Origin of the sequence: Paenibacillus sp. JJ-100, assembly GCF_948329825.1 — a bacterium.
Lineage (GTDB): Bacteria > Bacillota > Bacilli > Paenibacillales > Paenibacillaceae > Paenibacillus.
Map to the genome: position 1 here is coordinate 13,150 of NZ_CAOJCM010000005.1, position 19,731 is coordinate 32,880.

Below are 19,731 nucleotides of genomic sequence, written 5' to 3' on the forward strand. Positions count from 1 at the left end.
ACGATGTATTACCCTATTTCAAAGCAGTTCATCAGCAAGGATTACTATTAATCCGTATTTTGTTGAAAATAGGTTCCGATCACGCGCTGTTCTGGCAAGACTGCCATGATCCGTCCCTGTTTGTTCATTACGTATACCATGTGGTATCTTTCCCTTTTTAATAGACGCAAAATAGCATCTAAAGGTTTCGCAGGAAACGAGATTATTGGCTGGGCTAAACTGCCTGTAGCCGCATGCCGGACAAAAACAGCTTCGCGATTCATCAGAAAACGGATAAAGCGGTAGGGAACATTGCGATAATCCGTAACATTGGAATACAACAAAAAAAAGCCGATTAACAAGAGGTTTAACGGAACCCCGTAATCACCGGATAGCCATTGACTAACTGCGGTCAAAATAACCCCAGCGCTACACAGAATACTGATACGATAAGTCCACATAAGTGTCGTATAGTAAGGAGCCCACAGGCTCACAATGGCTTGAACAATTTTGCCACCATCCAGCGGTAATACAGGTAACAGATTAAATAAAGCGATGAGCATGTTCGCGTTAATAATATATTCCAGAAACACTGGATCACCCAACTGAAATTGGCGTAACAATACTACCACACCAACCATCAGCACATTTTGCAACGGACCTGCCAAAGCAATAACAATCTCGCGGTAAGCCGTTAATTTGCCGCCATCTTCAATGACGGCTACTCCTCCGAAGGGAAGCATCTGTATGGATCGTACTCGACAGCCGAGAAGGGCAGCAGCCGCTGCATGTCCACATTCATGAATGAATACGATAGCAAACAGCGTGATCAGTTCAATAAAATGTCCCGTCAGTAGCGATGTCATCATAATGATTACGAAAAATGGGTGAAGCGAGATACGTACATCCCACACCCTAATCAAGGGCAACCACTTCCGCAGGATCCACGTACTCTTCTCCTTCTTTTATCGCAAAATAAAGGGTAGCTGGATTTTTATCATCCCCACTCTTAAGACTTCCTACCGCGTCCCCCGCTTCGACCCAATCATTCACTTGAACATCGTTGTTATTCATGCGGCCATAAACCGCTGTCATCTTACCCGTATGTTGAATCACAACAGTGTATCCACTGGAAGGATCTCCGAGAACCTCAATGACACGTCCAGCACCTGAGCTGACCACTTGCACCAACCCTCCAGCTACGGCAGTGTCAGGAACAATCTCGATTCCCTTCATGCTTAGCGCAAAAGGTTGAACAACCGTTCCTGACACAGGTTTCTGAAGAAGTTGTCTTACTCCTGTTCCATTGACCACATCGGTGGTATGTCCGAGCACAGGTAGAAAAGAAGGCGTCCCACCAAAATTCTTTTCATACCATGCAGCGGCCGCAGCAAAATCCATGTCATTATGAAGCACATCAGCGATGACCGTTTTGGGTGATACAGTCCATGATGCATTCAGTTGAAATAGCCCCCAGACACCTCCAAATAGAACTGCACTGATTACCGTGCGCCGCAGTAGTGAACGGAACAGATTAAAACCGGAACGGCCATCAGGACCAAAATGTCCATTCTCTTTTTTCCACAACCATTCTGGGTCTCGTTCTGGTGGTTGCTCTGCAAAAACAAACGACTTCTGCCCGGACTGTCCAACCTGGTCTGCTGTGCTCCTGTCTTGATCTCGATCTTTATCTTTTTCGATCTTCCTCTCCCATTGAAAGGCAGGCTTCTGTTCTTCTAATATTTCATGCAATGCCCCATCCATCAGCCGCCGGATTCGTTCTTCTCTTCTCTGCTTGATTCGCTCTTTGGTATTCATATGTTATCCTCCCACTGAGGCTTGTTTACTTCATCCTATGAATCGGCAGTGAATAATATGAACAAGCCTGTGTGCCTAGCTACAAATAAACTTGAAACCATGAATACCACGCTCTCGGTAAGTGGACGTGGGGGTTGTCTTGTACTTTAAGGTGGTAAAGGTGCTGAAATAGAGATCATTCAGGTGTGACTGATGAAAGACAAAAAAAGCCGGGCACCTTGTCCCGGCTTTAAAAAATTTTATAAGGTCAACTATATTGGTTGCAAATTGGAACGATAAGTTGTTAGCCCATTCCGAAGAATTTCTTGAAACGGGAAAACGCACCTTTTTTCTGCTCCAACTGCATTAATGGCACAGTGTCTCCCAGAATTCGTCTCGCAATATTACGATAGGCGATAGCTGCAAGTGAATCCGGATTCATCACGGTAGGTTCACCAGAGTTGGCAGCTTTGATAACAAGTTCATCATCTGGCACGATGCCAACCAAATCAATGTTAAGTACTTGTAAAATACCGTCGATGTCAAGCATGTCACCTGACTTCATCATATTATTACGAATTCGGTTCACTACAAGCTTCGGTGACTGAATGTGTGAACTCTCCAGCAGACCGATTACTCGATCCGCATCACGTACTGCAGCATTTTCGGGCGTCGTAACGACAATAGCCTGATCCGCTCCTGCTACCGCGTTTTTGAATCCCTGCTCAATACCTGCGGGGCAGTCAATAATAACGTACTCAAAATCCTTTTTAAGTTCCAGAATGATATCCTTCACCTGTTCTGGCGATAAAGAGTTTTTATCTCTCGTCTGCGCTGCAGGCAACATATATAATTCTTCGAAACGCTTATCTTTCACCAGAGCCTGATTCAGACGGCAGCGGCCATCTGCAACATCGCACAGATCGTAAATAATGCGGTTCTCCAGACCCATCACAACATCCAGATTACGAAGGCCAATATCGGTATCGACCAGACAAACCTTTTTGCCTAGCAGCGCCAGCGCTGTCCCGATGTTTGCCGAGGTGGTTGTTTTACCCACGCCGCCTTTACCCGAAGTGACCACAATCGCCTCTCCCATGAGCTACACTCCTTTAAACACATTAAAATCTCGGCGCAACCGAACGATATTGCTCATTTTGTCGATCTGCATCTGATTATCCTGTAAATAAGCAAATTCCATTCCGGTTTCACGACTCTCCCATTCATCCGGGGGACGGCTGATCACATCTGCAATACGCAGTTGTGTCGGTGCAAACAACGATGCTGCAATAATAGCCTCTTCGTCCCCGGCGATACCGGCATGAGCCATACCTCTGAGTGAACCCAAAATATATATATCCCCAGTACACGTCACCGTGCCCCCAGGATTGATATCTCCAAGAAACAGGAGATTTCCTTCATGATGAAGCACCTGTCCCGATCGTACCATGCCGCACATTGTCATAATCGGCGGGGGACCTTTGACCTCCTGAACAAGAGCAGGTGAGTCAATTGACCGGATTAGCAGATTTCCTTTTTGCTTCAATATGTCCAGAATTTCTTCCTTCTGATCTTCCGTAACTTCACGCGCTCCCAGCTTGATATCCACATGAACAATCGGTCCGGTCAAAATATTTTGATGGCTGTGTTCCAGCTTATAGCGGAGCTCATAGAGCAATTCCTCGAATTCACATTGATCGTCCAACAGGAAAACCAAGCCGTCTCGGATGCCTTTAATCGTTACGTGATTCGATTTAACCGTCATAAGCCTGTCCCTCCCATCTCATTACATTTCGTGCCCCGGCCCCCAAGTTCCTGCTTCACGTTCCATAATTGTCGTCAGGAGGCTTCTTCTGTCCTGCTTTTCGGTTTGCCGATCTTATCCAGTTGTTTGCGCAGTGGTACATATATGATCAAGGCAAACACAAAGTGGACAAATAAATTCGGGATCATGTATTCAATCAGTGCCCAGTCAAAGGTCACATGATTAAGCTGGAAGAGTTTATATAAGAAAAATAACATTGTATCATTCAGTAAACTTCCGAGCAGGACAACCGAAACCATAATTGGCAGCGGTGCACGGGGTGCTTGAAATATTAATCCCATCATATAAGCAGATAGACCCATAGAGAATCCATAAGGGCCAATCATCTCTCCATAGAACACAACATCATGCAGGAGTCCAAATGATATACCCAGCACAAGTGCGGTATGCCGATGATAATATACTGCAAAAAACAGAATAACGATATAAACGAGGTTGGCCGAGATCCGCATCTGCCAAGCTGAAGGAATGATATGCGGCAAAATAGTATCTTCAGCGATGAACAGAACGAACAGTAACAGAAACAGAACTTGTTTGCGTGTTACCATTATTTTTTAACCTCAGGTGGAATGATGACAATTAGCAGTTTCCAGTCAAGAAAATTGGCATATGGCTTAATCGTCGCTGTCTGGGTTAAACCATACTCACTTTTTTCCACACTCTTCACTTTACCGATTCGCATATACTTCGGAAAATTGTTAATGATGCCCGATGAGATGATCTCATCACCTTCTGCAATATTGGAATCTTCTGAGATTTTGGTCATCTTCAACATGCCGCTCTTCGGATCGTAACTCTCAATCATACCAAATACTTTCTCTTTGCCCACTGCTGTAGCAGCGATGGCATTCGATGTGGGATCATTGGCATCCATAGAGGTTAACAGATTCACCGTTGACGTATACGCACTGACATGACTAATTACACCAACAAGCCCTTCCTGTGAGGTGACTGCCATGCCTGGTTTAATACCTGCATTTTCCCCAATATCGATGTTGATCGTCCGACTATTCGGGTCTGCATTGGCACTAATGACCTGGGCAACTCTCGTTCCATAGTTATGACGTTCTCGTTGTTCTGTTGTGAAATTGAGTAATTTCTCAAGTTCGTCATTTATCTTCTCCATATCGTTATACTTCAATCGGTCACGAGTATAGTGTCCCATGGCAATACGAAGCTCTTCATTTTCTTCGTATACCGCACGCATGTTCGCCACATCTTTGAAAAAGCCCGCTACATAAGAAGCGGGCTTGTAAAATACGTATTGTACAAATCCAACTGAATCCTTCAGGAATTTTTCCGGCCAGGATAGAGTGGCTCGCGGACTAAGGGTAAAGCCCATCAGCGCGATAAATGTAACAAGGCCCACCAGCAAAACAAAAAGTCTTTTGTTGCCCAGCAGTTTAAACAGTTCCAACACCCTCTAACATCCATTATTCTCTTGAGCCCAGCCCGGTGGGGAGAACTCAGACCTGAAGTCCTTGCGAGAATATCAGTCTAACCCTCCCCTGTTAAGCGGGTCATAGCTCTCCCGATAGATCCGGGCAATCTCGATTGACATGCTGTGGCCAGATCTAGGATCAGACCGAAAAGCTATCAATTAACGTCTGGAACGAACTGCCGAGCTGCTTTTGCTTTTAAACATATGGATATTGTCCAATGCTTTGCCTGTTCCGATCGCTACACAGTCAAGCGGGTTCTCAGCAACAATGACAGGCATTCCTGTCTCGCCAGCAAGCAACTTGTCCAGATTGCGAAGAAGTGCACCGCCGCCTGTCAGAACAATCCCGCGATCCATAATATCTGCAGCAAGCTCAGGCGGACATTTCTCCAGCGTTACTTTTACCGCTTCAACAATAGCATTCACCGTGTCAGCCAGAGCTTCACTAATCTCGTCAGAAGTAATGGTGATGGTTTTTGGCAGACCTGTCACCAGGTCACGACCACGAATCTCCATCGTTTCTACCTGTTCCAGCGGCATCGCTGAACCGATGTCCATCTTCAACTGCTCAGACGTACGTTCTCCAATCATCAGATTGTATTGGCGTTTGATGTACTGGATCACGGAGTCATCCATCTCATCGCCAGCTACACGTACCGAACGACTTGTTACGATACCGCCGAGAGAAATGACCGCTACTTCTGTCGTACCACCGCCAATATCAACGACCATGCTTCCTGTTGGTTCCCAAACAGGGAGGTCTGCACCGATCGCCGCGGCAAATGGTTCTTCAATCGTATAAGCTTCACGCGCTCCCGCTTGTTTTGTTGCATCTTCTACCGCTCGCTGTTCTACTGCCGTAATTCCGGAAGGTACACATACCATAACGTTTGGATGACGCTGAAACATGGAACGTTGCTTCTGTGCCTGACGAATGAAATATTTAATCATCGTGGCTGTTGTATCGAAGTCAGCAATGACACCATCTTTCATTGGGCGGATGGCACGAATGTTGCCAGGTGTACGTCCGATCATTTTTTTGGCAGACTCCCCTACCGCTTCAATGGTTTTTGTATCCGTGCGCAGAGCAACTACCGAAGGTTCACGTACCACAACGCCTTTTCCTTTTACATAAACCAGCGTATTCGCCGTCCCCAAATCAATACCTAAATCTTTCGTAAAACCACCAAACATGACGTATTCTCCTTTTCTGCCTCATATTGCCGCTCACACTGTCTTGCAAGAGCGTAATTTTATCCACGGAACCGTGGAGCTAATATTCGCATTTGTATTTTGATTCTGTAATTATAAAGTGAACCTATCTGTGACGGACACGTCCGTTATCATTCATAGGTAAACATCAACGCCAACCATTATATTATACTAAGCCCTTCTCCTTCAAACTTACGTATGTGCCATCACCTATAACAAGATGATCCAGAACGTCAATTCCCACAATCGCACCGGCTTCAATCAGTCTTTTGGTTATCTGAATATCTTCCGGACTAGGCGTTGGATCACCGCTGGGATGGTTATGAGCGCATACAATTGAGGCACTACTGCATTTGATAGCGGCACGGAATACTTCACGTGGATGTACAATCGAAGCATTGAGACTGCCCATGGAGAGTGTTTCCTGAGCAATGATGTGATTTTTACTATTCAGAAAAAGACACATAAAATGTTCTTTCTGCAAATAACGCAGCTTTTCCATCAAAATATCTGCGGCATCTCGCGGTGTGCGAATCGCTACCGAAGGGGCAAGTCGGCTCTTCGCGACCCGATGGCCAAGTTCAATACCAGCTTTAAGTTGGACAGCCTTGGCTATTCCTATACCCTTTATTGCCATCAGTTCTTCAAGGCTCAGATCGATCAGTGAGCGAACTCCACCTGATTCGTTAAGTATCCGTTGCGCCATATGCATTGCAGACTCTTGCCTTGTTCCTGTCCGAAGTAATATCGCTAGCAACTCGGCATGACTCAAGGCGCCCGCCCCATATTCTATCATGCGTTCTCTCGGGCGTTCTTCCTGGGGGATGTCGCGCATCATGTATTGAGGCGACTCCATACGTTCCCTCTTTTCACAGATCCATTTTGAATTCATTTTCTCGGGAGTACATGAACCCCGAATCCATCCAGCATGTCACTAAGTAAAGATAAAGGTAAACCTACTACATTAAAATAACATCCTTCAATGCGGTCGATCAGTGAAGCACCAATGCCTTGAATCGCATAAGATCCTGCTTTATCTGAAGGCTCTCCTGTCTTCACATAAGCACGGATCGTGGCTTCAGAGAGCTTCTTCATTGTTACATCGGTCTGACGATAATGCACCACGGAATGCCCGCTTAGCGCATCAATACAAGCGACGCCAGTAAACACACAATGCTCCCGCCCTTGCAGGCGTGACAACATCCGTTCAGCATCTGCCTCATCCACTGGTTTGCCTAGAATCTCGTTATCCAGGACCACAACGGTATCACTTCCAACGATAACGGCGTCATGCCCACGCCCCTCCAGTCCACGATACACAGCGAGTGCCTTACGCAGAGCAAGTTCCTGTACCGTCTGTTCAGGTGTCCAGTCCGACGGTGTATTTTCGTCTGCATAACTAGGTATAACTTCAAAAGCCAGATGGAGTGAAGCGATCAGTTCCTTGCGCCGTGGTGATGTGGAAGCCAGAATAATCGGGCGCTGATCGGTGTTATTCAACATGAATGACTCCTTATACGACGGCAACATCTGTCGAATCACAATAATAGATGTCACGTTTTTATTTTTTGGTCAACATTCGTCATTCTCCTACAATCTGCGATACAGCCATAACGCTGTAATTATACCAATCAGACTTAGGAGGCTCATTTGAAATTGAAATGAAAGGTCATAACTGAAAATGTCAAGATCAGCCTGAGGCGACCAGCGAATTGTGGTGACCTTGGTTAGAAAGGCTAATGCCTTTACAGGCTGAAGTGCCTTGGCGATCCAAGCTCCGGCCATCCAGCCGAGAATCAAAAACAATAATAACACGCCGAAGTTTTTTTTCATCGGTTAATCTTCCCTCGCCATTTTTTGACACCCTCATTATTATACGGGGTTTTGTACGGCAATACAAACACAAATCCGGCAAGGGGAACTATTTCCAGTTCCTTGCCGGAAGGGCGTTTTATGGCGTTGTTATATGAGAGATATACAACTCATTGTTTGATGGACTCCAGCCACTTTTTCTGTTGCAGCACGTACTCCATCAAATCGGACTGCACTGCCCACATATGCACAGCATCCGGATTCTTGTTATACTCTGCGATAGCTGTCATCGCACTGTGCATTGATTTCTCCATACCATTCACCAAAGGCTGCACTTCTGCCGCCATTCCAGGGGCGAGACTCTTCATTCCGGTCAACCACGTCTGATGTTGATTCTGTAGTACTCCCATCATGTCTGGTGATATGGCTGCCTGCTCCGACTGACCAAGCTGCTGTATAGAGATTGTCGATAACTGGTCGACAAGTGCCGAACTATTTTTAAAGAAAAGTGCGGCATCTTCCTGCTTGTTTCCGAATATTTGGGGATCCACTATAGGATTAACAATCTCTTTGACATACAGTTCTACCCCCCGGGATTTCAGTCTTGTACTGAGAAGTTTGGCCTCCTCCCGATCAGAGGAGATTCCGGCATACACCCGATTACCATCTTCAGGGTCAGATCCCGCAGCAATCCCTGATTGAGTAAGTTCTAGTTTGGCCTGTTCCGCTCGTTCTGGAGAACTGAACACCCCGTATTGCAGAGCATAGTATGTCCCCGCTTCAGAGGAAACGATGTTTTCAGTTCCCGCTACTCCCTCCTGACCTATTACAGTAGAAACTGTCTGGTTAACAGGAACTTGCTCATCTGGTTTCAATAAAACGTCCTTATTAAAAAAGGATAAAATGACTACACCAAACAAAGCTCCGGTTACCAATGCGCCTGAAACAGAACCGATCATTTTCCATCCCCTTGGGGGCCGATTTCGTTTATATGAATAATTCTCTGTTTCTACCATCCAGTTATGCCCCTGATCCAGAACATGATTTTGATCAGACTCATAGGGATCATATTGCTCGTTTTGATCTGTTGCGTCGTTGATATAGGTCGAACGAGAATCAAAATCAGATTGGCCCTCTTTTTGCACCAATGTATGTCTCAAATGCTCTGATTCCGGTCGGGAAGCATCTGCCAGAATGGTTCCTCCCCAGTCTACAGGTATATCCTCCGCTGTCAGTATATGTGCTGGCATGGCTGTGTTGTTTTCATCTGCTTCCGGCTGTGACAGCGTCTGGGATGTGTAAGGCTTCTCTTCATTCTTAGTGACCAGTGGTCTGGCTGTCAGCGTCTCCTTACTGTCCAGCTTGTCCGATTCTCGATCCCCGAAGCGAAAGGTCATTCTGGCGTTACTCACCCGTACCCTCTCCTTTGTCCCATTTATACCAGCTATATGCTGAGAGTAAAGAGAACATTCCATGAATCGGTTAAAAAACGCCTGCTTCATGAAGAAGACAGACGTTCTAAGGTACTGAGCTATGAAATTTATGCTACTTTTACTTCAATCCTTTGGCAAGGATGTCGCCTACTTTCCAAATATCCCCTGCGCCCATCGTAAGCACAAGATCTCCTGGTTGCAGTCGCGGCTGCAGATCAGCCACAACTTCCTCTTTGGTAGGCAAGTATCTTGCGGATGCATTACTGTTCTGTACAATAAGCTCAACCAGTCTGGCCGAGTGTACACCTTCAATTTGCTTTTCACCTGCAGGGGAATAGATATCGGTAATCAATACCTCATCCGCCTCGGCAAAAGCCCGACTGAACGCATCTAACAGGAAGAACGTACGCGTATATCGCTGAGGCTGGAATACAGCAATGATCCGTTTGCCTGTTGCTTTTGCCGCACTGATTGTAGCTTCTATCTCCGTAGGATGGTGAGCGTAATCGTCGATAATTAACATATCACGTGCCTCACCTAACACCTGAAATCTGCGTTTAGCTCCATGGAACTGCACAATCGCCGCTGTAATCTTATCAAACGGAATGCCTGCTTCAAGACAGGTAATAACCGTTGCCATCGCGTTATAGACATTGTGCTTACCTGGTACAGACAACTCCACCGTTCCCATGGCTGTCCCCTGATGATTCATCGTGAAGGAAATGCGACGATCTCCGAGCACGATATCTGTAGCCGTATACTCCGCTGTTTGATCAATACCATACGTTGTCACGCGGGACTTGAGGTGTGGCAAGATAGCCTGCACATTCTCATCATCAGCACATACGATGGCTGTTCCCTCTGGACGAATCTGACTGAGGAATTGTACATATGCTTTCTTGAGTTCCTCGAAATCACTGTTGTAATTCTCAAGATGGTCCGCTTCGATGTTAGTAACGATGCCGAGCCAAGGATGGTACTGTAAAAAGGAACCATCGCTCTCATCCGCTTCGGCAACTACCCACTCGCCTTGCCCCGCTTTGGCGTTCGTGCCCAAATTCATGATCTCTCCACCAATAATATAGGTCGGGTCCGTGTCGCATTGTTCCATGACTAATGCAATCATGGAAGAAGTCGTCGTTTTGCCATGCGCTCCCGCAACGGCCACGCCTTTGCCCTCATTCAATAATCGTGCCAGCATTTGGGCACGATGAAGAATAGGGATGTTTAGCTGCTCAGCAGCTACACGTTCCACATTATCCGCTGGAGCTGCTGTAGAATAGACCACTAAATCTGCTCCGTTCACATGCTCTGCGGTATGTCCAATATATATTTTCGCCCCTTTGGCTGCCAACTTCTCCGTCAATTCCTGTGAAGCGACATCCGATCCGGTAACGGTGTATCCCATCTCCAGCATAACTCGGGCGATGGCACTCATGCCATAACCGCCTATTCCTATAAAATGAACGTGTTCCAATGTGTTTAACAAAACTTTCACCAACCTTTTTCAGAATCGGTTTGATGCAAAAGGGCTGCCCGCACGTCCGCAATCAGATATAGCGTGCCGGAAACCACCCCCAGATCTTCCGCTTCCGTCCGTGACTTCAATAAATCAAGTGCCTTTGCCCAGTTAGGCTCGACGATGATATCCAGTTCCTGCTTCGCAATAACGGGACGTACCCGTTCAACAATCTGCAGCAACTCAGCTGCAGGCATTTTGCGCCGGAAATCTGGCTCGGTCAGGATCAGCGTATCCACTAGTGGCAGTATATGCTGCAAATACGCTTCGTGATGCTTATTTGCCAGCATACCCATCATCAAAATTAACTTTTTTTGGGGATATCCTTCGATAATGCTTTGGGCTAGCGATTCAGCACCTTCGGGATTATGAGCTCCATCAAGCACAATTAGAGGATTGTCACTGACTTTCTCAAATCTCCCAGCCCAGAAGGCACGCTCAAAACCAATTTTAATATCATCTTCATCCAGCATAAACGCCATGTATTGCCTCAACACTTCAAGTGACATTAATGCGGCTGCAGCATTATCACATTGATATACACCCTGCATACGAATGTGAATGTGCAGATCACGGAAAGGACCTATAAATTGAAAACTTTGCCCCTCTTTGGAGTGATCCAATCTGCGGTAGGAAAATTGCTCCCCAGCCAAGTACACCGTGGATCGCAGCTGTTTCGCTCTTTCCTGGATAACCTTGATGGCTTCAGGCTGCACTGCACAGGTTACAACGGGAACACCAGGCTTGATAATACCAGCTTTTTCTCCTGCGATCTGCTCAATGGTATCGCCAAGTATATCCGTATGGTCCATACCAATATTGGTGATGACGGACACAACAGGAGTAACGATATTCGTTACGTCCATCCTTCCCCCTAGCCCGGTCTCCCATACCACGATATCTGGGTAACACTCTTCTGCATAATACAGTAGTGCCAGAGCCGTCGACACTTCAAACATCGTCGGTGAACCCAGCGATGTAGATGCCATCTCGTTCACAAGTGGACGCAAGCGGTTCGACAGTTTTAACAACGTTTCTTCTGGGATGTCTTCACCGTTGTATTGGAAACGATTCGTGAACTTGGTGATATAAGGTGAAGTAAACGTCCCCACATCGTATCCAGCCTGAAGTAACACCGACGTCAAAAAAGCGCAAGTCGAACCTTTGCCGTTCGTTCCCGCGACATGAATGAATTTGAGTCTTTGATGCGGATTACCTAACCTGGACATCAGACTCTGAATTCGCTCTAGCCCCGGTCTGATCCCAAAAGGAATAAGGCCATTGATCCAATCCACGGCCTCATCATATGTTTGTAAAGGAGTTACTATATCTGTCCCGTTTAATTCCGTCATCTGATTCACCTTCGGTCCCTGTATGATTGAAGATTGAAAAAAGCGGCCGGATGGCGCAGCTAGCATACCCATCCGACCCTTTTGATATTAACCTCTTAGCTCTTTGATCCGTGCAATGACTTTATCGCGTTTATCGGAATAATCCGCTTGTTTAGCTCGTTCTTCTTCGATCACCTTGGCCGGAGCCTTAGCGACAAAGCCTTCATTCGCCAGTTTTTTCTCGACGCGGAGCACTTCAGCTTCCAGATTTTGCAATTCTTTCTCCAGACGAGCTACTTCCTGCTCAATATCGATCAGACCCGCCAGTGGTAAGTACAATTCTGCTCCTGTAATGATCGCTGTCATTGCTTTGTCTGGTGAAGTCAGATCCAGTCCACTCTGGAATTCAGATGTGTTACAGAAACGCTTGATGTAATGGCTGTTGCGTTCAATAATGCTGGATGTTTCAACATTATTTGCTTTGACCATCAATTCGATCTTTTTACTCATCGGAACGTTCACTTCTGCGCGAATGTTTCGAACGGCACGAATGGTATCCATCAATAAGTTCATCTCTGCAACAGCTCCCGGATTCTCCAGAGCAGGGTCATATACTGGCCAGGAAGCGAGTGTAATCGTCTCCCCTTCATGAGGCAGATGCTGCCATATCTCTTCAGAGATATAAGGCATGAACGGATGAATCAAGCGCATGGTCTGATCCAACACATAAGCCAGTACCGATTGTGTTTTCTTCTTGGCAACCGGATCTTCTCCATAGAACGAGAGTTTCGCGAACTCAATGTACCAGTCACACAGATCATCCCAAATGAAGTTATACAATACGCGGCCTGTTTCTCCAAACTCATATGCATCGATTAGACGCGTAATATCACGAGAAGTTTCGTTCAGGCGGTGCAAAATCCAATAGTCAGCTGTTCCGAGCTCACCGCTGATGTCACGTTCTTCGTAGGTGAACCCTTCCAGATTCATCAAAGCGAAGCGGGAAGCGTTCCAGATTTTGTTGGCAAAGTTACGAGCCTGCTCTACGCGCTCCCAGCGGAAACGGAGATCCTGCCCTGGCGTACTGCTGGTCGAGATCATGTAACGCATTGCATCTGCGCCATATTTCTCGATAACATCCAGAGGGTCTACACCGTTGCCAAGGGATTTGGACATCTTACGCCCATCTGCATCCCGTACAAGACCATGCATCAGCACATCTTTGAACGGAATTTCATCCGTGAATTCCAGAGCAGTGAAGATCATACGTGCCACCCAGAAATAGATGATGTCATATCCAGTTACGAGTACATCTGTTGGATAATAACGCTTCAGGTCATCCGTATTTTCAGGCCAGCCCAATGTAGAGAACGGCCACAGTGCCGAGCTGAACCACGTATCCAGAACGTCCTCATCCTGCTTCAGCTTACGTCCTGCATATTCAGGCAAAGTAGTTGGATCTTCAGCCGATACAATCACTTCACCTGTCTCTTCATCATACCAAGCTGGAATACGGTGACCCCACCAGAGCTGACGGGAGATACACCAGTCACGTACGTTTTCGATCCAGTTCAAGTACGTTTTCTCAAAACGATCCGGAACGAAGTTAACGCCTTCTCCACTTTGCTGCTTTTGGATCGCTCTTTCAGCGAGTGGTTTCATCTCTACGAACCATTGTGTGGACAAATACGGCTCAACTACCGCACCCGTGCGTTCGCTATGTCCAACTTGGTGCATATGATCTTCAATATGAATCAGAACGCCTTGTTCTTTCAGATCAGCCACAATCTGTTTACGGCAGTCACTACGGTCCAGACCTTGATACTTACCTGCCTCGGCATTCATTGTGCCGCTTTCGTCCATAACTGTAATCTGAGGCAGGTCATGTCGTAAACCTACTTCAAAGTCATTCGGATCGTGTGCAGGCGTTATTTTCACGGCCCCACTACCGAACTCTTTGTCTACATACTCGTCTGCGATGACTGGAATTTCGCGTCCAATAATCGGAAGTACTAGCGTTTTGCCGATCATGTCAGCATAGCGCTTATCCTTCGGATGGACAGCAACTGCGGTATCGCCCAGCATCGTTTCTGGACGTGTCGTTGCCACCGTAATGTGACCACTTCCATCTTTGAGCGGGTAGCGAAGATGGTACAGATGCCCCTGAACTTCCTTATATTCAACCTCAATATCAGAGAGTGCTGTACGATTAACCGGATCCCAGTTGATAATGCGTTTCCCTCTGTAAATGAGGCCTTTTTCATACAACTGAACAAACACTTTTCGAACAGCTTTGGACAAACCTTCGTCCAGGGTGAACCGTTCACGAGAATAGTCAAGTGATAGACCCATTTTGCCCCATTGCTGACGAATCGTTGTTGCGTACTGATCTTTCCAATCCCATACTTTCTCCAGAAACTTCTCGCGTCCTAAATCATAACGAGTCAGTCCCTCTTCACGCAGCTTTTGTTCTACCTTCGTTTGGGTTGCAATCCCGGCATGGTCTGAGCCAGGCAGCCAAAGCGCATCATATCCCTGCATGCGTTTCGTACGAATGAGAATATCCTGAAGGGTGAAGTCAAGCGCATGCCCAATGTGCAGCATACCCGTTACGTTCGGGGGTGGAATTACAATGGTATAAGGCTTAGCATCCTTGCGTCTTCCCGCTTGGAAATAACCGCGCTCCGTCCAGGTGGAGTACCATTTATCCTCTGCAGCCTTTGGATCGTATGTGGTCGGCATTTCTGTTGTTGCTTTTTTTTGTTCAGACATGTGTCATTCCTCCGTTACTTCATCATCTTCACCAAAAAACAAAAAAAACCTTTCATCCATCAAAGGACGAAAGGTTAGCTTTCGCGGTACCACCTTTGTTTCACGCTGACAGCAGGATACTATCTATCCTCTGGATCAAGCATGACACTTCAAGCAGATAACGGCTGCGACCGGCCTATCCTACCTCCGAGGATTATGAATATACACCATTAACCCCAGTACTCAAACAGGCAACTCCCGGGCGACTTCGATCAGTTGGTTCCTGCGGAATCTCACAGCACATCAATTCCACTCTCTGAAAGGTCATACTGTCTACTACTCCCGATCCACGTCATTATTCAAAAAACCTAAACACATCATACCTTGCTCGTGCTCGATAGTCAACCTGGCAACCGTGGAACAATACGATTAGACAACTTGATTATTGAAAAACAATTAAACCCGTAATCCTAGTGATGGACTACGGGCTGTTTCTACAAGAATTAATATCTCTTTTGTAAACTATGGGATGTACAGAATCTGTCCTTCTTCGACTACTTGTTCAGTCAATCGATTATATAACTGGAGCTCTCTCGTACTTAACTGATACCTGTCAGCAATGGCATCCAGTGTTTCTTCACGTTGTACAATACACAATTTCACTTTACGGAAAGGGGTCTGGTCCACAATTGTACCCAGGAACAGATTTTTCCACTCTACATCTTCGGCTTGATTCACACGTTCGGCAACAATGTTAGCTGAATTCTCTTCACTTTGTTCTCCCTCAGGTTCACGAGCCGCACGCCCGGACGATAACAGAGAGGAAATACCTACGCCTTCTTCTACTCTTGGGGATGATTCCTTTTTACTGCCAAAAGCCACCTTAAGTTCTGGCTTGTCTTCCACCTCAGCTAGCGGTTCAGGAACTGTCCCTTCATTGTGTACCACAGCTCCGTCATCCACCGTTTCTGGTAATGGCCGTTCTTCTTCTACTTCGGATGCGGAAAAAACATCCTGCCAATTCTCGGTCTGTTGCTGAACCGAAGATTCTGGATCTACCGGATCTGAATGTTCTTGTTGGATATTCGAGCGTGCTTCTTTAAAATGCCATACCTCCGTGGCTTGATCTCCAAGGGGTTTCCATGATTCTTCTGAACGCACTTGACTAGAAGCCTCTATATTAGATGAGCTCACACTCTCAATCGTACTATTTACAGAAGGTTCGGACCATACAGATGCTTCATCTTCTATTGGAAGCAGCGGGTCTGATTCGGGATAAGAAGCTAATCGATCAGCTGTTTCCGCCATAAATGACGAGATTGGAGAAGGTGCTTCATCGACTTCATCCGATGCCTGTGATGGAATAATCTGAGCACTTGAGACTGATTTTCTACCATCATCCGATTCATTGATCAAGGAGATATCAGATGGATACGGTTCAGTTGGCGCCTGATTAAGATAGGCCTGTGAGAGCTCTTCGTACTTTGATTCTTCATCATCTCTAAAAGATAAATCTGCTGATTCAGGTGAGCCATACGCAGCAAGCGCAGACCCATTCGCTAGCTCTTCCTCTTCATTACGCTGCAACAGAGCTTGTTGCTGAAGTTCGAACTGCTCCGTCTGATCCCATTCACTCGCACGACTGTCGGGCGCAGCTTCTGGCGAGTGAACAACCGTGAATTCGTCTGCTGACCATACTTCTGGCTCCTCTACAGGGAACCCTTCAATGCCACGAAGTGATAACACACCTGTAATGTTCAGGCTTCGGCTGGATAGCAGATCGACGTCAAAATTTTCAATCTCAATTGAAATATCATCAATTGATCGAACCCGGTTCAATGGAACGGTAATTTCGACAGGAATAAAATGCTTCAACTCCTCCGAATGTTCGCTCTCTCCCCGGTACGTTCCCGTGAGCAGCAGATGTCCCCTCAAGGTGGCATGGTCGTCCTGTCCAATCACCTCAATGCGTGGATATAGTTCAATTTCCTCCAGTTCCTCAATTGCAGGCACTCCCTCAGACAAATGAACGCGCTCATAAATATCGAACCGCAGACCATAAGGTTGATTCAACAAAGGTGGCGTCCTCCTTTCAGCATATGTTCACCATGATCTTTCTCATGGAACTGATCCATGGTTAAATCCTTCGTTACCCATCTATATGCCATGAATGGGATGGGCATGCCACCTTTTGTGAAAGACTGTTATTCCCTGCATCATTTATTCATTCTGCAACTCGGACAATAAAAGAAAAGAACTGACCGTCTATTCGGTCAGTTCTCCACACCGCTACTCTCCCTCTCCGCCAATTGTGTAAAATCGATTGGCCAAGGGTCTTGCACTTCAATAAGTTCTTGGGTTAAAGGATGGTTAAAACGAAGTAATTCACCGTGCAAAGCCTGTCTAGCAATTGGATCTTTGCGACCACCGTATAGTTCATCCCCTATAAGAGGGTGTCCGGCATAACTGAGGTGCACACGTATTTGATGAGTACGTCCGGTCTCCAGTTTCAAACGTACAAGTGTTGCCTTGTCCCATGTGTGCACGATGCTCACATGAGTAACTGCATCTTGGCCTCCTTCCGAGACACGTCTACGCTGCTTGTGATGCCTGTCCTTACCGATCGGCGCATCAATTTTGCGAAGATCTCTGGAAACTTGGCCCCCAGCGATGGCAACATACTGACGATCGATCGCTTTGCGTCGCATCGCTTCGTCCAGTTTTGCAAGCGCAAATGTATTTTTGGCATATAACACAGGTCCGGTCGTATCCTGATCCAAGCGATGTACATGACGCACACTGGTTTCGATGCCATTCATCTCGTAATACGAGGCTACAGCATGATCCAACGTAATATCGCGATCCTCACGGCTTCCATCCGGGTGAAGCTTCATCCCGGCTGGTTTATGCACGACTAGGCAGAAATCATCTTCGTACAGAACTGTTATATCCGCCCAGCGCGGCTCCACATCCAGCGGCTGGGCAGCAAAAAGAGCCAGCCGAAGCCGGTCCCCTGCTAGCTGTATCCCTTGGGCTGCCTTGAGCTGGCGCAGCAACTTTTCTGGAAATTGTATTTCCGAAAGAAGCCACTGTTCAGCAGCTGCCTGTCTATCTCCTTCTCCAGTCACTGCCTTACCTGGCATGAGCTCGAGCCATTGCCCACGGCGTTTCCAGCTTTTCATGCTCATAACGATAGCAAAGCCTTACGGTTCGCTTCGATGGTATCCTCGATATCCTGTTCGGTATGCACACCTGACACAAACATTCCTTCATATTGGGAAGGTGCAACACTAACTCCTTGATCGATCATCGCTGCGAAATAACGACGGAAGTGATCCAGATTGCTCTCCTTAGCAATATCGTAGTTGGTCACAGGAACATCACTGAAGAATGGGCACACCATGGAGCCGACACGGTTAATAGTAACAGCAACGCCTGCTTCTGCTGCATTTTTCTCGAATCCAGCCTGCAAACGTGCAGATAACATTTCTAACCGATCATATACTTCCGGCGTCAACAGTTTCAATGTAGTGTAACCTGCCGCCATTGCCAGCGGATTACCACTGAGCGTCCCAGCCTGATAGATTGGTCCTGTCGGAGCAATCTGTTCCATCAGATCACGACGACCACCATAAGCTCCTACAGGGAGTCCACCACCGATTACTTTACCAAGACACGTCAAATCCGGTGTAACACCGAATCGACCTTGTGCACAGTTAAGCCCTACACGGAACCCGGTCATCACTTCATCAAAGATCAGCAGGCTTCCGTACTCCGTCGTCACACGGCGTAAACCTTCCAGGAATCCGGTAGCTGGAGGTACAACCCCCATATTGCCTGCCACAGGCTCAACAATAACTGCGGCGATCTCTTCACCAAATCGTTCAAAAGCAAGTTGAACAGACTGCAAATCATTGTATGGTACCGTGATCGTATTCAGGGCGACTCCTTCAGGTACTCCCGGGCTATCTGGCAGACCCAGCGTTGCCACTCCTGATCCAGCCTTAATCAACAAGCTATCTGCATGTCCGTGATAAGAGCCTTCGAATTTCAAAATTTTACTGCGTCCTGTTACCCCGCGTGCCAATCGAATCGCACTCATTGTTGCTTCCGTACCTGAATTCACCATACGCACGATATCGATGGAAGGTACACGCTCACATACAAGCTTAGCCATTTCTGTCTCAAGCAGAGTAGGCGCACCAAAGCTTGTTCCTTTCAGAGCTGTCTCTCGAAGCGCCTCCACGACCTCGGGATGAGCATGTCCCATGATCAGTGGTCCCCATGACCCTACATAATCAATAAACACGTTACCATCGATATCATAAATCTTGGAGCCCTCTCCGCGTTCAGCATAGATTGGGGTAAGTCCCACAGATTTGAACGCTCGAACTGGGCTATTCACCCCACCAGGTATGTACTTCTTAGCTTCCTCAAATGCGCTACGTGAGCGCTCATCCTTACGGTGATTGCCTTGTTGTGCAGTCATTGAACATCCTCCTTAATGTGAGGACCTGCTTTCAAGAAAGGATTCAGCCCGCTTGCAGCTGCATGAATTTCTAATAAAAGCAGGACCTATGAGTCGTATTCGTGTATTTCTAGAAATCAACATACGCTACTGGTTCCGTGAG

At 46.8% G+C, this 19,731-nt stretch carries 17 protein-coding genes and 1 other annotated feature; all 17 genes read right to left on the reverse strand.

Features of this window, described 5'->3' with window-relative positions; all coding sequences use genetic code 11:
- Positions 1 to 47 precede the first annotated feature (47 nt).
- Positions 48 to 902 (reverse strand): M50 family metallopeptidase, encoded by an 855-nt coding sequence (locus PQG66_RS18285; protein WP_272039232.1) that lies wholly within the window; start codon positions 900 to 902, stop codon positions 48 to 50.
- Positions 895 to 1,797, reverse strand: coding sequence for a M23 family metallopeptidase (locus PQG66_RS18290; RefSeq protein ID WP_272039233.1), 903 nt, complete (start codon positions 1,795 to 1,797; stop codon positions 895 to 897). Before PQG66_RS18290 ends, PQG66_RS18285 begins: the two co-directional genes overlap by 8 nt.
- A gap of 283 nt (positions 1,798 to 2,080) precedes the next feature.
- On the reverse strand, positions 2,081 to 2,875 hold the full coding sequence (gene minD, locus PQG66_RS18295; protein WP_272039234.1) for a septum site-determining protein MinD: 795 nt from the start codon (positions 2,873 to 2,875) through the stop codon (positions 2,081 to 2,083).
- Positions 2,876 to 2,878: 3 nt separating this feature from the next.
- Positions 2,879 to 3,541, reverse strand: a complete 663-nt coding sequence (minC, locus tag PQG66_RS18300) for a septum site-determining protein MinC (protein WP_272039235.1) — start codon at positions 3,539 to 3,541, stop codon at positions 2,879 to 2,881.
- Between the two features lie 74 nt (positions 3,542 to 3,615).
- Positions 3,616 to 4,149 carry a rod shape-determining protein MreD gene (locus tag PQG66_RS18305; RefSeq protein ID WP_272039237.1) on the reverse strand — a complete coding sequence of 178 codons (534 nt, stop codon included), beginning with the start codon at positions 4,147 to 4,149 and terminating at the stop codon, positions 3,616 to 3,618.
- Complete coding sequence (mreC, locus tag PQG66_RS18310) at positions 4,149 to 5,021, reverse strand: rod shape-determining protein MreC (RefSeq protein WP_272039238.1); 873 nt, start codon at positions 5,019 to 5,021, stop codon at positions 4,149 to 4,151. The genes PQG66_RS18305 and mreC overlap by 1 nt, the downstream gene beginning before the upstream one ends.
- Positions 5,022 to 5,201: 180 nt before the next feature.
- Positions 5,202 to 6,236 carry a rod shape-determining protein gene (locus PQG66_RS18315; RefSeq protein ID WP_272039240.1) on the reverse strand — a complete coding sequence of 345 codons (1,035 nt, stop codon included), beginning with the start codon at positions 6,234 to 6,236 and terminating at the stop codon, positions 5,202 to 5,204.
- Positions 6,237 to 6,420: 184 nt separating this feature from the next.
- Positions 6,421 to 7,110 carry a RadC family protein gene (gene radC / locus PQG66_RS18320; protein ID WP_272039496.1) on the reverse strand — a complete coding sequence of 230 codons (690 nt, stop codon included), beginning with the start codon at positions 7,108 to 7,110 and terminating at the stop codon, positions 6,421 to 6,423.
- A gap of 32 nt (positions 7,111 to 7,142) precedes the next feature.
- Positions 7,143 to 7,757: a Maf family protein gene (locus PQG66_RS18325; RefSeq protein ID WP_272039241.1), complete on the reverse strand. Its 615-nt coding sequence runs from the start codon at positions 7,755 to 7,757 to the stop codon at positions 7,143 to 7,145.
- Positions 7,758 to 7,844: 87 nt separating this feature from the next.
- The gene (locus PQG66_RS18330) at positions 7,845 to 8,087 is read right to left on the reverse strand and encodes a DUF4321 domain-containing protein (RefSeq protein ID WP_272039242.1); all 243 of its coding nucleotides are present in this window, start codon (positions 8,085 to 8,087) and stop codon (positions 7,845 to 7,847) included.
- A gap of 149 nt (positions 8,088 to 8,236) precedes the next feature.
- Positions 8,237 to 9,478, reverse strand: coding sequence for an SPOR domain-containing protein (locus PQG66_RS18335; protein WP_272039243.1), 1,242 nt, complete (start codon positions 9,476 to 9,478; stop codon positions 8,237 to 8,239).
- A 139-nt stretch (positions 9,479 to 9,617) separates the two neighbouring features.
- Positions 9,618 to 10,937: a UDP-N-acetylmuramate--L-alanine ligase gene (murC, locus tag PQG66_RS18340; RefSeq protein WP_272039244.1), complete on the reverse strand. Its 1,320-nt coding sequence runs from the start codon at positions 10,935 to 10,937 to the stop codon at positions 9,618 to 9,620.
- 56 nt (positions 10,938 to 10,993) lie between these two features.
- Positions 10,994 to 12,370 (reverse strand): bifunctional folylpolyglutamate synthase/dihydrofolate synthase, encoded by a 1,377-nt coding sequence (locus PQG66_RS18345; protein WP_272039497.1) that lies wholly within the window; start codon positions 12,368 to 12,370, stop codon positions 10,994 to 10,996.
- A gap of 87 nt (positions 12,371 to 12,457) precedes the next feature.
- Positions 12,458 to 15,121 (reverse strand): valine--tRNA ligase, encoded by a 2,664-nt coding sequence (locus tag PQG66_RS18350; protein ID WP_272039245.1) that lies wholly within the window; start codon positions 15,119 to 15,121, stop codon positions 12,458 to 12,460.
- 59 nt (positions 15,122 to 15,180) lie between these two features.
- Positions 15,181 to 15,459: a binding site (T-box leader), on the reverse strand.
- Positions 15,460 to 15,622: 163 nt separating this feature from the next.
- Complete coding sequence (locus PQG66_RS18355) at positions 15,623 to 17,176, reverse strand: LysM peptidoglycan-binding domain-containing protein (RefSeq protein ID WP_272039246.1); 1,554 nt, start codon at positions 17,174 to 17,176, stop codon at positions 15,623 to 15,625.
- A gap of 197 nt (positions 17,177 to 17,373) precedes the next feature.
- Positions 17,374 to 18,288 carry an RluA family pseudouridine synthase gene (locus PQG66_RS18360; RefSeq protein ID WP_272039247.1) on the reverse strand — a complete coding sequence of 305 codons (915 nt, stop codon included), beginning with the start codon at positions 18,286 to 18,288 and terminating at the stop codon, positions 17,374 to 17,376.
- A complete protein-coding gene (hemL, locus tag PQG66_RS18365; RefSeq protein ID WP_272039248.1) occupies positions 18,285 to 19,589 on the reverse strand; it encodes a glutamate-1-semialdehyde 2,1-aminomutase in 1,305 nt (434 codons plus the stop codon). The genes PQG66_RS18360 and hemL overlap by 4 nt, the downstream gene beginning before the upstream one ends.
- Positions 19,590 to 19,731: the final 142 nt, after the last annotated feature.